Origin of the sequence: Paraburkholderia sp. Cy-641 (assembly GCF_011752945.1) — a bacterium.
Lineage (GTDB): Bacteria > Pseudomonadota > Gammaproteobacteria > Burkholderiales > Burkholderiaceae > Paraburkholderia.
The window spans coordinates 72,401-88,031 of the sequence record NZ_VWWM01000028.1 but is presented as its reverse complement, the minus strand read 5'-3'; the positions used below and the strand labels follow the sequence as shown (position 1 = coordinate 88,031).

The following is a 15,631-nucleotide window of genomic DNA, read 5'->3' as shown; positions in this document are numbered from 1 at the left end:
TGCGCCACGCCATACCGCTCGCACCGACACTCACCGCGCCGGCATCAGGCGCTGCGCGACCCAGCCGCCGAACACGTTCACCGCGAGCCCCGCCATCACGAGCAGCGCGCCGGCCACCTGCATCGCCGAGAGTTGCTCGCCAAGCAGCAACGACGCCGAGGCCAGCCCGACGATCGGCACCAGCAGCGAAAAAGGCGCGACCTGGCTCGCGGGATAGCGCGACAGCAGGCGGCTCCACAACCCGTAGCCGATCAACGTCGCGATAAACGCGAGATAGACGATCGCGAAGATCGACAACGCGCTGATGCCGCTCAGCGCGGCGGCGATTTCGCGCGGCCCCTCGAACACGAACGAGGCCGCGAAAAACGGCAGCGGCGGAATCAGGCTGCCCCACACGACGAGCCCGACCAGATCGACCTTGCCGACCTTCTTCGTGACGATGTTGCCGAGCGCCCACATGCCCGCCGCGCACAGCGTCAGCACGAAACCGGCGAGCGACATCGCGTGCCCGCCTTGCAGGCCGATGACCGCGAGACCCGCAGCCGCGATCAGCAGGCCCGCGACGTTCGGCAGACGCAGGCGTTCGTGCAGAAACAGCGCCGCGAAGATCAGCGTGAAGAACGCCTGCGCCTGCAGCACCAGCGAGGCGAGCCCGGCCGGCATGCCGACATACATCGCCGAGAACAGGAACGCAAACTGCCCGAACGAGATCGTCGCGCCGTAGGAGAACAGCCAGCGCCACGGCATCTGCGGCCGCCTGACGAAAAACACCGCCGGCACCGCCGCAAGCGTGAAGCGCAGCGCGCCGAGCAGCATCGGCGGCACGCCATGCAGGCCCACCTTGATGACGACGAAATTGACGCCCCATGCGATCACGACGATCAGCGCAAGCAGCAAGTCCCTAGGCGACATCCGCGTCTCCAATATGATGGTTCGATCCGGCAGTTTAGCGGAGCCGCACCGCGCGGCGCGGCGCGCGTCGTCATGTCGGCCATGCGCGGCGCGCAGTAGAATCGTCGGTTCAACCCCTTCTTCCACTCCTGCGCCGAGACCGCTCATGACTTCCTCGATCAAAGCCATCCTCAAACCGCATTTGCGCGACATCGGCAATCTGGCCGTGCGGCGCGTGCTGCCGGCGATGGCGGCGCGCCTCGTCGGCCCGTTCATCTTCTTCGATCACATGGGTCCCGCGACCCTCGAACCCGGCAGCGGTCTCGACATACGCCCGCATCCGCATATCGGTCTCGCGACCGTCACGTATCTGTTCGACGGCGCGATCATGCATCGCGACAGCCTCGGCTCCGAGCAGAAGATCGTGCCCGGCGACGTCAACTGGATGACGGCGGGCCGCGGCATCGTCCACTCGGAGCGCACGCCGGCCGAAGACCGCGCGCGCGGCCAGACGATGCACGGCATCCAGACCTGGGTCGCGCTGCCGCTCGCGGACGAAGAGATCGAGCCGTCGTTCGCGCACCACGCGGCCGCAACGCTGCCGGTCGTCGAGCGCAACGGCGTGACGCTGCGCGTGATCGCGGGCAACGCGTTCGGCGCGGTCTCGCCGGTCGCGACGTTCTCGGGCACGCTGTACGTGGCCGCCGACTTCACGCCGGGCAGCGCGTTCGCGCTCGAACCCGAGCACGAGGAGCGCGGCGTGTATCTGGTCGAAGGCGACCTCGAAATCGACGGCACGCCGCTCGAAGTGGGCCAGATGGCGGTGCTCGCGCTCGATGAAACGGTCACGCTCGCGAGCACGCACGGCGCGCGCGTAATGCTGCTCGGCGGCGAGAAGCTCGAAGGCGAACGCTTTATCGAGTGGAATTTCGTCGCGAGTTCGCGAGAGAAGATCGAGGCCGCCAAGCTCGCGTGGACGAATCAGGAAATGGGCCAGGTGCCCGGCGAAACCGAATGGATTCCGCTGCCGGCGCATAAGTGAAACAAGGCGGGGCGCCGATACACCGATAGGCCGATGCGCCAATGCACCCATGCGCGCGGGCCACAGCGCGGCACCGGCAGGCTCCCTGCACACACCACTAGCCCGCGCAAACCTGCACAGTCTCGCGTGGCGCGTCGTCGCCATGCAGGCCCGCATTGAATTCGCCCGCATCGGCCCCACCTAGCCACAAACCGTTTTTATCGACGAGGACGCAATGGACACCACTCTCGCCACTTTCGAACAGGACGTTCTCGCAGCGTCGACCCTGGCCCCCGTGCTGGTCGATTTCTGGGCGCCGTGGTGCGGCCCCTGCAAGAGTCTCGGCCCGCTGCTGGAAAAGCTCGAAGCCGAGGCAGCCGGCAAATGGAAGCTCGTGAAGGTCAACGTGGACGAGAACCACGAACTGGCCGCGCACTTCCAGGTGCGCAGCATTCCGCACGTGATCGCATTCGCCGACGGCCAGCCGGTCGATCAGTTCGTCGGCGTGCTGCCGGAAGGACAGTTGCGCGAGTTCATCGAGCGGCTCGTGCCGCAAGGCGCGCCGGCCGCGCGCATCGAAGCGCAGAGCGCGCTCGCCGAAGGCCGCCGCGAAGACGCCTACGATCTGCTGCAAGCGGCGCTCGCGTACGACCCCGGTTTCGACGACGCGCGCATGGACCGCATCGAGCTGCTGCTCGAAGACAACCGCATCGACGAAGCGCGCAACGAAGTCGATCTGCTGTCGCCGAAAACGACCCAGGGCATCGACGCGCGCTTCAACGCGATCAAGACGCGGCTCGACGCGGTCGATGCCGCCGCGGACCTGCCGCCCACCGATGCGCTCGAAGCGCGCGTCGCCGGCAATCCCGACGATCTCGAAGCGCGCTTCGATCTCGCGAATGCGTTTATCGCGCACCGCAAATACGCGCAGGCGCTCGAACATCTGCTCGCGATCGTGCAGCGCGACCGCACGTTCCGCGACGACGTCGGCCGCAAGACGATGCTGTCGGTATTCGATCTGGCCGCGCATCAGCCGGAGCTGGTGTCGCAATGGCGGCGCAAGCTCAGCGCGTCGTTGTACTGATTAGCGCGCGACTGACGAGTGCCCGATGACCGGCGCGGTTGCGGTGAACGCCGCAACCGCGCCGGTCCGTACTGCATCGGCCTTCATCGCTTTCCATCAAACCGCAGCGCTCAAATAGCCGCCCGCGCCCTCGCCTGCTTCGCCAACTCGCGCAGCACATGCGCCGCCGCCGCAAACCCGAAGCTCGCGGTCACGCACACGCTCGACCCAAACCCCGCGCAATTCAGACCGACCGGCCCCGTGTGACCCGGCGACGTGCTCACGTGCCCGGCTTCCTCGTCGATATCGCAAACGGCCGCTTCCGGATAGATCAGCGGCTCGTCCGAATACACCGCGCTCACCTTGAACTTCGCCTTCGGCCCGCGCGGAAAGCCATGCTGTTTGCGCAACTGGCCGCGCACCTTCGACAGCAACGGGTCCTGGATCGTCAGCGCGAGATCGTCGATGCGAATACGCGTCGGATCGAGCTGGCCGCCCGCGCCGCCGACCGTAATCAACGCCTGCTGGCGCTCGACGCACCACGCGATCAGCGCGGTCTTCGTGCGCACGCTGTCGATCGCGTCGATCACGTAGTCGAAGCCGCCGCCGAGCGTCGCCGCGAAGTTGTCTGGCTCCACGAAGTCTTCGACGAGCCGCACGTCGCAATACGGATTGATCGCCGCGATGCGCTCGGCCATCGCCTCGACCTTCGGTTTGCCGTAGTTGCCGTCGAGCGCATGGATCTGCCGGTTCGTGTTGCTCTCGGCGACGTTGTCGAGATCGATCAGCGTCAGCGTGCCGAGCGCGCTGCGCGCCAGCGCCTCGGCAACCCACGAACCCACGCCGCCGATGCCGATCACCGCGACGTGGGCGCCCTCGAACGCGGCGAGCGCGTCGGCGCCGTACAGACGCGCGATGCCGCCGAAGCGGCGCGCGCGGTCGGCGGTTTCATTCGCATCGAGGCTGGTAGTAAGATCGGATTGCGCGGTGGTGCTGAACATGATGACGGGGCTCGAATACAAGGCATACACAGGCGGAACGGAAAGCGGCTTCGCGTTCGTGAAGCCGACGCGCGCGCAGCCCGTATTTTGCCTCAACGCCTTGCCCGAAGTTTCGCGTGACGTCCCGCTCCCCGAACGGGTCATGCGAAGGGGTTATACGAAAGGGTCATACGAAGAGGTCACGCGAGCAACGAAACACGGCCTGCCCGCGCCTCGCGCGACCGCTCGCGCAGGCAGGGCATGCGGCGTCTGACACGCTCGTCCGCTCGCGCGCAAAAAATTGGCGCCTTAGCTATACTTGCCTGACTGTAAGCGTTCGCATAAGAACATGATCTCACTCGCCGAGCTTCGAAAAAATTATTCGCTGGGCTCTCTGGACGTCGCCGACGTCGACCACGATCCGTTCCGTCAATTCGACGCGTGGTTCCAGCAGGCGATCGACGCCCAACTGCCCGAGCCGAATGCCATGACGCTGGCAACGGTCGACCCGCGCGGCCGGCCATCGGCACGCATCGTGCTAATCAAGGGTGTCGACGAGCGAGGCTTCGTGTTCTTCACCAATTACGAGAGCCGCAAGGGCCGCGAGCTGAGCGCGAACCCTTACGCGAGCCTGCTGTTTCACTGGATCGAACTCGAGCGCCAGGTGCGCATCGAGGGCCGCGTCGTCAAGACGGACGCGGCAGACAGCGACGCCTATTTCGCGTCGCGTCCGCTCGGCTCGCGCATCGGCGCGTGGGCCTCGAATCAGAGTCAGGTGATTGAAAGCCGTTCGCAGCTCGAAGTACGTGAACGCGAAATCAGCCTGCAATATGGCGACAATCCTCCGCGGCCGCCGCACTGGGGTGGGTACCGTCTGGTGCCCGAGGCGATCGAATTCTGGCAGGGGCGGCCTTCGCGTCTGCACGATCGTCTGCTCTATACGCGCGCGGACGCAAGCGGTAGCTGGCAGATCGCCCGCCTGTCGCCCTGATCCGACGAATGATGCCGGCGGCGCCGCTTGCGTGGCGATGCGCACCGGCCGGATTGCGTTGCGCGGCCCGCGGAATGCGCCGCGCCCTATCGCGATCCACACAAGCTTTGCTTTAAATCAACGAACACGGAGAGATCACATGTTCTGGGAGAAAAAGCTGGCGCAGTGGGTTGAAGACGTCAAAACCAAAGCGAATCTGCCTGCACGCCTCGTGCTGTGGGACGGTCAGCAGCATGACTTCGGGCGGTTCGCCGCGCCCCAGGTCACGCTGCACGTCAAGAGCGCGACCGCGCTGCCCTATCTGCTCGAACCGAGCCTCGACAATCTCGGCGAGGCGTACGTGAAGGGCAAGATCGACATCGAGGGCAAGCTGTCGGACATCATCAATATCGGCTATGAACTCGCGCGCAGCACCGTCACCAATGCGAGCAAGCTCGCGCGCGTGCGGCGCTACTTCAATCACTCGAAGGCGTCGGACAGGAAAGCGATCCAGTATCACTACGACGTCTCGAACGAGTTCTACAAGCTGTGGCTCGACGAGAACATGGTCTACTCGTGCGCGTACTTCGAGACCGGCACCGAAGACCTCGCGACCGCGCAGCTGAAGAAAATAGATCACATTCTGACCAAAATCCAGTTGCAGCCCGGCCAGCGTCTGCTCGATATCGGCTGCGGCTGGGGCGCGCTCGTGCTGCGCGCGGCGCAGAAGTTCGGCGCGAAATGCGTGGGCGTGACGCTCTCGCAAAACCAGTTCGACCTCGCCACCGCACGCGTGAAAGCGGCCGGCCTCGAAAACCAGATCGAGATTCGCCTGCAGGACTATCGCGATGTCCAGGGGCAGTTCGATCGCATCACGAGCGTCGGCATGTTCGAGCACGTCGGCCACAAGAATCTGCCGGGCTACTTCGAGAAGATGCGCGACCTGCTGGCCGACGACGGCATCGCGATGAACCACGGCATCACGTCGAGCGACGCCGACAGCGGCGAGACCTCGCTGGGCGGCGGCGAGTTCATCGACCGCTACGTGTTCCCGAACGGCGAACTGCCACACATCAGCCTCGCGCTCGAATCGATGCAGCGCGGCGGCCTCGAACCGGTTGACGTCGAAAGCCTGCGCCGTCACTATGCGCACACGCTCGATCTGTGGGCGGAGAATTTCGAAGCGCATGCGGACGAAGCCCGCAAGCTCGTCGACGACGAGAAATTCCGCATCTGGCGCGTGTATCTGGCCGGCTGCGCGTATGCATTCGAAAACGACGACGTGTCGATCTTCCAGGTGGTGTGCCGTAAAGCCGGCCGCAGCGCGAAAAACCTGCCGTGGTCGCGCCGCTACATGTACGAAAAACCGCTGTGACCCGGCCATGACCGGTGGGCGCCGCGGCGGGCATGAAGCGTGAAGTGAGACGCCGCGGCGCAACCTGAACAGCAGGCCGGACATTGATGGACCAGAGCGGGACGAACGAAGTTGAAAAGCCGTTGAGCGGCAACGACGGCAAGCCGGACGATGCGGCTCGCGAAGCCGCGCAGTTCGATCTGTTCGGGATGCCGGTGGATGAACCGCAGGCTGCGGTATTGCCGGTGCAGAAAGGCGGCGTGCGTGGCGCCAGGCTGACGCGTACCGCCGCGGCTGAAGATACCGCGCCCGCAGCCTCGCTCGACAACACCAGCATCGATGCCGATGCCGCCTCACTCGTCGCCGGCTCGTCCATAGCCATAGCGGCACCCGCCAGCCCAGCAGTGTCCGCCGCCCAACCCCGGCGCGCCCAGCGTACGCAAGCTAGCGCCGCCTCGCTGTGGGAAGACGACACGCCCGACAACCCCGCCGCCACGGCCGCCGCGGCTGGTACGGCAGACGCACCGGACACCTCAAACACCCCGCCCGCTCCCGCCGACACCCCGAAAAAACGCCGCAGCCGCGACGTCCTCGCCGCACCGCCCTCACCCGAACTGCTCGCGCTCGCGGCGCAATTGCCGCCGCAAGTCCACCTCGGCACGTCGACGTGGTCGTTTCCGGGCTGGAGCGGCATCGTCTACGGCGACGACTACAGCAACAGCAAGCTCTCGCGCGAAGGCTTGAGCGCCTACGGCGCGCATCCGCTGCTGAAGACGGTCAGCATCGACCGCTCGTTCTACCAGGCGCTCACGGTCACCGAATACCTGCGCTATGCGCAGCAGGTACCCGAGCATTTCCGCTTCATCGTCAAGGCGCCGATGACGATCACCGACGCCACCGTGCGTGCCGAGCGCGGCGAGCCGGTGTCGCTGAACCCGTGCTTCCTGAACGCACAGATGGCGATCGACGACTTCGTCACGCCCTGTCTCGCGGGACTCGGCGCCAAGGCCGGCGCGCTCGTGTTCCAGTTCTCGCCGCTGCCGGACTCGATGCTCGCACAGCCGGCGGTATTTATCGAGCGCCTCGCGGAATTTTTCAACGCGCTGCCGGGACTGCCCGACGGCAGCTGCTACGCGGTCGAAATTCGCGACGCGAGTCTGCTCACGCCGCGCTTCATCCGCATGCTGAAGGCGGCGGGCGTGCGCTATTGCGTCGGCATTCATGCGCGCATGCCCGACCCACTGCGTCAGGCCGCCGCACTCGCGCTGCTCGACGGCGAGCCGGCCGGTCCGCTGATCGTGCGCTGGAGTCTGCATGGCGGCTTCAAATACGAGCAGGCGAAGGCGAAGTACGAGCCGTTCAACCGGCTCGTCGACGAAGACCCGGCGACGCGCGCGTCGCTCGCCGAACTGGCCGCGCGTTATGCGCTGGCCGGCCAGCCGGTCGTGATCGCGGTCAACAACAAGGCGGAAGGATCGGCGCCGCTCAGTTGCGTGAAGCTGGCGGCGGAGATCGTCGAGGCCTGCGCGCGTCTCGCGCGGGCGCGTGAGGTGGATGGAGACGAAGCGCCGGCGCAACCCGCACGGGGCGCAAGCGAAGGCGAAGCCGGCGACGCACAGAGCTGAACGATTTCACGCGGGCCGCCGCCGTGGCCCGTGTGAACGAACTCCGTTCATTCGCGCTGCAGACGGAAGAACTGAAGCTCCGTGCGGCTCCGTAACGCCCACCACGACCCCAGACTCCGCTCCCCCAATCACCCCGCCTTGATCCGATGCGCGAACTTCTGCCGGAATTTCGCGACCTTCGGCGCCACCACGAACGAGCAATAGCCCTGATTCGGATGCTGCGCGAAATAGTTCTGGTGATACGCCTCGGCGGGCCAGTAGTTGCCGTCGAGCGGCACCACCTGGGTGACGATCTTGCCGTCGTAAATGCGCTCCTCGCCGATCTCGCGAATCGCCTGCAGCGCAGTTTCGCGCTGCGCATCGGAATGGGTGAAGATCGCCGAGCGGTACTGCGTGCCGACGTCGTTGCCCTGCCGGTTCAACTGCGTCGGATCGTGGATCGCGAAGAAGATGTCGAGAATCTCGCGATAGCTGATCTTCGCGGGATCGAAGTCGACCTTGACCACTTCCGCGTGGCCGGTCTCGCCGTCGCACACCTGCTCGTAGCTCGGCTGGCGCGTGTGACCGCCCGCATAGCCCGACTCGACCGCGTTGACGCCTTCGACGCCCAGATACACCGCTTCGAGGCACCAGAAACACCCGCCACCGAGCGTTGCCGTCTCGTTCATAACGTTCACCCCAGATCAGATACGGAAAAATGGACCGGTGGCCGGCGTTTTCGCCGCCGCCGAGTCCGGTATATAGGGCCGAAAACGCCGCGTAAAAGCCAGCCGAAGCGCGACGCCGCTCGCACGCCTGATTTGCGCGCCTGATTTGCGCACCCGGTCCGCGCCGGCCGCCATGCAATCGTGCCATTTATCGAGTATAGGAACGCCGGCGCTCGTCAGGGGGACAAGTCTGCGCCACGTTCACAGCAATCCTTGACGAACGACAAGCTTTTCGACGGCTCCGACGATCGTCCCGCCAGGATGCCCGGCAACGAACCCCGGTGCGCGTTTTTACTCGAGTACGCGCCGGTTTGACGACCCGCCGGCATCCGCGGCACGGCGCACGCGGCGATTGCAGTTAAAATTGGCGCAAATCGACGATTTTCACCATGACTTTCGAATCATTCGCTTCCAGCCGCACCGGCCTGCGCGTCAGTCAGGCTTTCACACGGCGCGTGCCGGGGGTTCTGCCCGAATGAAGCGCGCCAGCCCACCCAACTTCAACCAGGCCGCGTTCAAGCAGGCGCTCGGCCAGTTTGCGACCGGCGTCACCGTCATCACGACGCGCGCCGCGTCGGGCCAGTTGATCGGCATCACGGCCAGTTCGTTCAATTCGGTTTCGCTCGATCCGCCGCTCGTGCTGTGGAGTCTCGCGACGCGTTCGGCCTCGATGCCGGTGTTTCGCGCCAATAGCCACTACGTGGTCAACGTGCTGGCCGCGTCGCAGCTCGATCTGTGCAAGCGCTTCGCGACCGTGAAGGGCGACCGCTTCGAAGGCGTGTCGCACGCGGCGGGCGACAGCGGCATGCCGGTGCTCGACGGCGCGCTCGCCTGGTTCGAATGCCATAACCGCAGCCGCTACGAGGAAGGCGACCACGTGATTTTCGTGGGCGAAGTGGAGCGCTGCGGCGTGCACGAAAACGCCGCCGAAATCCTGCCGCTCGTGTTCCAGAGTGGTCAGTTCCACGGCCTCAAATTGCTTTGAAACGTCCCGCCGCGCGCACCGCGCGGCGCCCCTGCCCGCTCAGCGCTCGTTGTGCGCAGCGCTATGCCCGCTGTTCTTTTTCACGAGCGAAACCGGCACGCCCGAATCTTCCTTGAGCGTCTCCAGCACGATGTTCGAGCGGATGTCCATCACGCCCGGCGCCTTGTACAGACGCTGCAGCACGAAATCCGAATAGTGCTTGAGGTTGTGCGCGAGCACCCGCAGCAGGTAATGGGTCTCGCCCGTCACGACGAACGCGCCGACCACTTCGGGCCAGTCGCGCACGGCCTCGGCGAAACGCTCGTGCCAGTTTTCCTGGTCGTTGCGCATCGACACCTGCACGAACGCCTCCAGTTCGAAACCGAGCACCTCGCGATTCAGGCACGCCCGGTAATGTTCGATGACGCCCTGCTCCTCGAGCAGACGCAGGCGCCGCAGACACGCCGACGGCGAGAGCGAGATGCGCTCCGCGAGGTCGAGATTGCTGATCCGTCCTTCCTGCTGAAGCACCGTCAAGATACGGCAATCGGTGGCGTCGAGCGAGATCGCGTTCATATTCGGTCTCCCTTTCCCGTTTGACTCAAATTATGTTCCAAGACACGGCTAAGAAGGAGATTTTTTCGCAATCACATTTCGCGGCTTGACCACTATCATTTAAAGATCGTCACCCGCCACAGAAACGGTCATGCCAACACTCTGGGACATCAGCCCCGCCGTCGATACCGCCACGCCCGTCTGGCCGGGCGACACGCCGGTCGGCATCGAGCGTGTGTGGCGCATGGAAGCGGGCTCGCCCGTCAACGTCGCGCGGCTCACGCTGTCGCCGCACACCGGCGCCCACGCCGACGCGCCGCTGCACTACGACGCCGAGGGCGCCGCGATCGGCCACGTGCCGCTCGACGCGTATCTCGGTTTATGCAGAGTGATGGATTGCATCGGCGCATCGCCTGTTGTGACGCCACAACACCTGGCCGGCTCGCTCGACGATCTGCCGCCGCGAGTCTTACTGCGCACTTACAGAAGCGCGCCGACCGCCGCCTGGGACAGCGCGTTCTGCGCGGTCGCGCCCGATACCGTCGATCAGCTTGCCGCACGCGGCGTCAAGCTGATCGGCATCGACACGCCGTCGCTCGATCCGCAGGAATCGAAGACGATGGACGCGCACCAGCGGATTCGCGCGCATCGCATGGCGATTCTCGAAGGCATCGTGCTCGACGCGGTCGAACCCGGCGACTACGAGCTGATCGCGCTGCCGCTCAAACTGACCGCGCTCGACGCGAGCCCGGTGCGTGCGGTGCTGCGCGCGCTGCCCGGCTCGCGCTGAGGCACGCCGAACCCGCGACACGACCGGCTACACGGCCAGCTACACGACCTATCAACCGACGAACCCTCCCGCCCGGAACCAACGGACCACCATGAACCATCGTGACGAAGCCGTGGCGCTCGATAGCGCCGATCCCCTCGCCATGCTGCGCGACCAGTTCGCGCTGTCGCCGGCCACCATCTATCTCGACGGCAACTCGCTCGGCGTGCCGCCGGCCGCGGCCGCGCAACACGCGCAGACCGTGATCGGCGCGCAATGGACCGAGGGGCTGATCCGCAGCTGGAACAACGCCGGCTGGTTCGCGCTGCCGCGCCGGCTCGGCAACAAGCTCGCGCCGCTGATCGGCGCGGCGAGCGACGAGGTGGTCGTTACCGACACGATTTCGATCAACCTGTTCAAGCTGCTGTCGGCCGCGCTGCGGGTCGCCGATGCGCGCGATCCGCGGCGCCGCGTGATCGTCTCCGAGCGCTCGAATTTCCCGAGCGACCTGTACATCGCGCAGGGGCTCATCGAGCAGCTCGATCGCGGCTATGAGCTGCGCCTCGTCGACGATCCGTCCGAGCTGCCCGCCGCGATCGGCGACGACACCGCGATCGCGATGATTACTCACGTGAACTACCGCACCGGCTACATGCACGACATGGCCGCGCTGACGAGACTGATTCACGACCGGGGCGCCCTCGCGCTGTGGGACCTCGCGCATTCGGCGGGTGCGGTGCCGGTCGATCTGAACGGCGTCGGCGCCGACTACGCGGTCGGCTGCACCTACAAGTACCTGAACGGCGGCCCCGGTTCGCCTGCCTTCGTGTGGGTGCCGCAGCGCCACCAGAACGCATTCGCGCAGCCGCTCTCGGGCTGGTGGGGGCATCGCGCGCCGTTCGAGATGAGCCCCACATATCGGCCGGATGACGGCGTGGGCCGCTATCTGTGCGGCACGCAGCCGATCGTCTCGATGGCGCTCGTCGAATGCGGACTCGACGTGTTCCTGCAAACCGACATGCAGGCGATCCGCAAGAAGTCGCTCGCGCTGACCGATCTGTTCATCGAACTGGTGGAGACCCGTTGCGGCGAGTTTCCGCTCGAACTCGTCACGCCGCGCGAACACGCGCGGCGCGGCTCGCATGCGAGCTTCGAACATCCGCACGGCTATGAGGTGATGCAGGCGCTGATCGCGCGCGGCGTGATCGGCGACTATCGCGAGCCGTATGTGCTGCGCTTCGGCTTCACGCCGCTGTACACGCGCTTCGTCGACGTCTGGGACGCCGTCGAGACGCTGCGCGACATACTCGTGCATGAAACCTGGCGGGCGCCGGAATTCGCCGCGCGCGGCGCCGTTACCTGAGGATCATGGAATGACCGATCACATGCACACGCCGGGCTTGCCCGAAGAGTCGCCCGCGCAAGGCTGTCCGTTCGGCCATGGGAAGACGGGCGCAACCGGCACGCCCGCCGCGAGTTCGGCGGGCTCCGCTGCGGCGGGGGCGGGTTCCACATCCACCACCGCCACCACATCCACCGCCTCTGCCACGCATTCCGCCAACCCTGGCTGGCACGACGCGCAGCTCGATTTCTCGGAATCGATGAGCTACGGCGACTATCTGTCGCTCGGCAAGGTGCTCGACGCGCAGCATCCGTTGTCGCCGGATCACAACGAGATGCTGTTCATCATCCAGCACCAGACCAGCGAACTGTGGATGAAGCTCGCGCTCTACGAACTGCACGCGGCATTGAAGGCCGTGCATCGCGACGAATTGCCGCCCGCCTTCAAGATGCTCGCGCGCGTGTCGCGGATCATGGAGCAGCTCGTGCAGGCCTGGAACGTTCTCGCGACGATGACGCCGTCCGAGTACACGGCCATGCGCCCTTATCTCGGCAGCTCGTCGGGCTTCCAGTCGTACCAGTACCGGCAGATCGAATTCCTGCTCGGCAACAAGAACGAGCAGATGCTGAAGCCGCACGCGCATCGCCCCGACATCCACGCCGAGGTGAAGGCCGCGCTCGAAACGCCGTCGTTCTACGACGAAGTCGTGCGGCTGCTCGCGCGCCGCGGCTTCGCGATCTCGCCCGCGCGGCTCGAACGCGACTGGACCCAGCCCACCGTGCACGATGCCTCGGTCGAGGCCGCATGGTTCGAGGTCTATCGCAATCCGTCCGAGCATTGGGATCTGTACGAGATGGCCGAAGAACTCGTCGATCTCGAAGACGCGTTCCGTCAGTGGCGCTTCCGGCACGTCACGACGGTCGAGCGCATCATCGGCTTCAAGCAGGGCACGGGCGGCACGAGCGGCGCGTCGTATCTGCGCAAGATGCTCGACGTCGTGCTGTTCCCCGAACTGTGGCACGTGCGCACGATGCTCTAACCCGACCGCTCGCTCCGGCGGCTCCGGCAAGCCCTGCGCGCAGCCTTCACCGCGCCGTATAGCCGCCGTCGATCGGCAGGCATACGCCGCTAATCATCGACGCCGCCTCGCTCAACAGAAACAGGATCGGCGCGGCGACTTCGGCGGATTCGGCAAAGCGCCGCAGCGGGATCGCCTGCAAGGCCGGATCGCGTTTGGCGGGATCGCTCCAGGCCAGCACCGCCATCGGCGTCAGCGTGACCGTGGGGTTCACGCTGTTCACGCGAATCCCGCTCGGCCCCAGCTCGACGCACAGCGCGCGCGTGGCCGCATCGAGCGCGGCCTTCGAGGCCGAATAGCTTAGATGATCCTCAAGCGCGACGAGCGCAGCCTGGCTCGATACGTTCACGATGCTGCCCGCGCGCTGCGCCGCGAGCATCGCGCGCGCGACGTGCTTCGCGACCAGCACCGCACCGCGCGTATTAACGGCCATCACGCGATCGAAGCTCGCGGCCGTGGTCTCCACCGCGCGTTCGAGCAACGCGATGCCCGCGCAATTCACAAGACCGTCGAACGGTTCGAGCGAGGCGAAGGCGTCCTCGATCGCGGCTTCGTCGCCGACGTCGAGCGCGAGAGGCTCGCAACCGGTTTCCTCGGCAAGCCGCGCGAGTTCGTCGACGTTGCGCGCCGCCGCGACAACCGACGCGCCGCTCGCGCACAAGGCTTCGACCGTGGCGCGGCCGATGCCGCTCGATGCGCCCGTCACGAGAATCGAGCGGCCGGAAAAATCGAAAGTAGCGTTCATGATGATTGCAAGCGATGCATGACCGGCTTCAAGGCCGGATAGAGGTCTACGTACACGCCGAAGCGCTGCTGATATAGCGCCATGCGCTGCGCGTCGGGCTGCGCGCGCTCGATCAGCGTGACCCAGCCGCCCTGCGCCGCTTCGCGCGACACGAGGCCCACGCCGACCGCCGCGAGCCGCGCGGCGCCCATCGCGGCTTCGACGTCCTGCTCGATCGTGTAGACCGGATAGCCGGTGATGTCGGCGATGATCTGCATCCACAGGTCCGAATGCGCGGCGCCGCCGACCACGATCAGTTTGTCGTCGAGCGATTGCGCGCCTTTGCGTCCCGCCTCGATGTTGTGCTTCAGCGCGAACGACACGCCTTCGAGCACCGCGCGATACAGATGCGCGCGCGTATGAAAGAGCGACAGTCCGACGAACGCGCCGCTCGCTTTCGCGTCCCACACCGGGCTGCGCTCGCCCATCAGATACGGCAGGAACAGCACGCCGTCGGCGCCGGCCGGCACCTGCGCGGCGGCTTCTTCGAGCAGCCGGTGCGGATCGCCATGCGGCGTCGCGCGCGCGGCCTCGATCTCCGCATGACAGAACTGCTCGCGATACCACGCGACCGACGCACCCGCCGTGATCGCGCCGCCGAATACATAGAGGTCCTGCTGGCCGTTGAAAACATGCGGCATGCTGACCAATCCGTGCCGCGCGTCGACCTGCTGGTTGATATAGCCCCAGCACATGCTCGTGCCGATCATCGCGACGTGCTGCCCCGCGCGCGTGACGCCGGCGGCGAACGTCGCCATGGCCGCATCCACGCCGCCCGCGACGATCGGCGTGCCCGCTTCGAGCCCGAGCTGCGCGGTCCATTGCGACAGCAGTCCGCCCACCACGTCCGACGATTCGACGAGGCGATCCGGCATCATCGTCGCGGGAATGCCGAGCATGTCGAGCGCTTCGTCCGACCAGTCGCGCCGCGCCATGTCGTAGACGCCGCCGATATTGCCGGCCGAACTGTGATCGACCGCGACCTCGCCGGTCAGCAGATAAATCACGTAAGCATTCGGCGGCAGGAAATAGCGCGTATGCGCCCATACGTCCGGCTCGTTTTCGCGCAGCCACAGCATCTTCGTGTAGCCGTAGTAGCTATCCACGCCATTGCCGGTGATCGTATAAAGCCGTTCGAGATCGACGTTCCCGCGCACCCAGTCGACCTGCGTGGTCGCGCGCCGGTCCATCCAGATCAGGCAGGGCGCGAGCGGCCGCATGTCGCTGTCGACGGGAATGCCCGAGCCGCCGTACAGGCTGCTCACGCACAGCGCCTTGATCGAACTCGCGGCGACGCCGGCCGCCTTCGCCTCGCTCACGCAAGCGGCCACGCATGCGACCACCGCCTTCAGCCACACCGCGGGCCACTGCTCGGCCCACAACGGTTTCGGCGTGTCGGGCTGATAGCCCGACGCATGCTGCGCGACGATCGCGCCGTGCTCGTCGACGAGCAGCGCCTTCGTGCTCTGCGTGCCGATATCGACGCCGATGACGTAGTTCATAAAGTCTCCGTTGATGGGCCGCGCGC

At 65.9% G+C, this 15,631-nt stretch carries 15 protein-coding genes; 9 read left to right on the top strand and 6 right to left on the bottom strand.

The window, feature by feature from the left end; translation table 11 throughout:
• Window positions 1–30 precede the first annotated feature (30 nt).
• Window positions 31–912, bottom strand: coding sequence for an EamA family transporter (locus F3J20_RS17220; protein WP_167283998.1), 882 nt, complete (start codon window positions 910–912; stop codon window positions 31–33).
• 145 nt (window positions 913–1,057) lie between these two features.
• Here F3J20_RS17220 and F3J20_RS17215 point away from each other — a divergent pair, with 145 nt between their 5' ends.
• Both F3J20_RS17215 and trxA read left to right on the top strand, forming a co-directional pair.
• Window positions 1,058–1,933 carry a pirin family protein gene (locus F3J20_RS17215; RefSeq protein WP_167040984.1) on the top strand — a complete coding sequence of 292 codons (876 nt, stop codon included), beginning with the start codon at window positions 1,058–1,060 and terminating at the stop codon, window positions 1,931–1,933.
• Window positions 1,934–2,147: 214 nt separating this feature from the next.
• Window positions 2,148–2,996 carry a thioredoxin gene (gene trxA, locus F3J20_RS17210; RefSeq protein WP_167283997.1) on the top strand — a complete coding sequence of 283 codons (849 nt, stop codon included), beginning with the start codon at window positions 2,148–2,150 and terminating at the stop codon, window positions 2,994–2,996.
• A 110-nt stretch (window positions 2,997–3,106) separates the two neighbouring features.
• Here the strand turns inward: trxA and tcdA are convergent, their stop codons facing one another.
• Window positions 3,107–3,976, bottom strand: coding sequence for a tRNA cyclic N6-threonylcarbamoyladenosine(37) synthase TcdA (gene tcdA / locus F3J20_RS17205; protein ID WP_167283996.1), 870 nt, complete (start codon window positions 3,974–3,976; stop codon window positions 3,107–3,109).
• Window positions 3,977–4,304: 328 nt separating this feature from the next.
• On the opposite strand from tcdA, the gene pdxH reads away from it, so the two are divergent.
• From pdxH to F3J20_RS17190, 3 genes are all read left to right on the top strand, one after another.
• Window positions 4,305–4,946 carry a pyridoxamine 5'-phosphate oxidase gene (gene pdxH / locus F3J20_RS17200; protein ID WP_167283995.1) on the top strand — a complete coding sequence of 214 codons (642 nt, stop codon included), beginning with the start codon at window positions 4,305–4,307 and terminating at the stop codon, window positions 4,944–4,946.
• A 139-nt stretch (window positions 4,947–5,085) separates the two neighbouring features.
• Window positions 5,086–6,300, top strand: coding sequence for a cyclopropane-fatty-acyl-phospholipid synthase family protein (locus F3J20_RS17195; protein WP_167040972.1), 1,215 nt, complete (start codon window positions 5,086–5,088; stop codon window positions 6,298–6,300).
• Between the two features lie 86 nt (window positions 6,301–6,386).
• A complete protein-coding gene (locus tag F3J20_RS17190) occupies window positions 6,387–7,904 on the top strand; it encodes a DUF72 domain-containing protein (protein ID WP_167283994.1) in 1,518 nt (505 codons plus the stop codon).
• Window positions 7,905–8,032: 128 nt separating this feature from the next.
• Here the strand turns inward: F3J20_RS17190 and msrA are convergent, their stop codons facing one another.
• Window positions 8,033–8,572, bottom strand: coding sequence for a peptide-methionine (S)-S-oxide reductase MsrA (gene msrA, locus F3J20_RS17185; RefSeq protein ID WP_167040966.1), 540 nt, complete (start codon window positions 8,570–8,572; stop codon window positions 8,033–8,035).
• A 514-nt stretch (window positions 8,573–9,086) separates the two neighbouring features.
• On the opposite strand from msrA, the gene F3J20_RS17180 reads away from it, so the two are divergent.
• Window positions 9,087–9,596, top strand: a complete 510-nt coding sequence (locus F3J20_RS17180) for a flavin reductase family protein (protein ID WP_167040963.1) — start codon at window positions 9,087–9,089, stop codon at window positions 9,594–9,596.
• Window positions 9,597–9,635: 39 nt separating this feature from the next.
• Here F3J20_RS17180 and F3J20_RS17175 read toward each other — a convergent pair whose 3' ends face one another.
• Complete coding sequence (locus F3J20_RS17175; protein WP_167040960.1) at window positions 9,636–10,151, bottom strand: Lrp/AsnC family transcriptional regulator; 516 nt, start codon at window positions 10,149–10,151, stop codon at window positions 9,636–9,638.
• Between the two features lie 130 nt (window positions 10,152–10,281).
• Here F3J20_RS17175 and kynB point away from each other — a divergent pair, with 130 nt between their 5' ends.
• From kynB to kynA, 3 genes are all read left to right on the top strand, one after another.
• On the top strand, window positions 10,282–10,920 hold the full coding sequence (gene kynB / locus F3J20_RS17170; protein WP_167283993.1) for an arylformamidase: 639 nt from the start codon (window positions 10,282–10,284) through the stop codon (window positions 10,918–10,920).
• A 91-nt stretch (window positions 10,921–11,011) separates the two neighbouring features.
• Window positions 11,012–12,262 (top strand): kynureninase, encoded by a 1,251-nt coding sequence (kynU, locus tag F3J20_RS17165; RefSeq protein WP_167283992.1) that lies wholly within the window; start codon window positions 11,012–11,014, stop codon window positions 12,260–12,262.
• Between the two features lie 10 nt (window positions 12,263–12,272).
• Window positions 12,273–13,280 (top strand): tryptophan 2,3-dioxygenase, encoded by a 1,008-nt coding sequence (kynA, locus tag F3J20_RS17160; protein WP_167040949.1) that lies wholly within the window; start codon window positions 12,273–12,275, stop codon window positions 13,278–13,280.
• Between the two features lie 46 nt (window positions 13,281–13,326).
• Here kynA and F3J20_RS17155 read toward each other — a convergent pair whose 3' ends face one another.
• Both F3J20_RS17155 and F3J20_RS17150 read right to left on the bottom strand, forming a co-directional pair.
• A complete protein-coding gene (locus F3J20_RS17155; protein ID WP_167040946.1) occupies window positions 13,327–14,064 on the bottom strand; it encodes an SDR family oxidoreductase in 738 nt (245 codons plus the stop codon).
• The gene (locus F3J20_RS17150) at window positions 14,061–15,605 is read right to left on the bottom strand and encodes an FGGY-family carbohydrate kinase (RefSeq protein ID WP_167040943.1); all 1,545 of its coding nucleotides are present in this window, start codon (window positions 15,603–15,605) and stop codon (window positions 14,061–14,063) included. The genes F3J20_RS17155 and F3J20_RS17150 overlap by 4 nt, the downstream gene beginning before the upstream one ends.
• Window positions 15,606–15,631 lie beyond the last annotated feature (26 nt).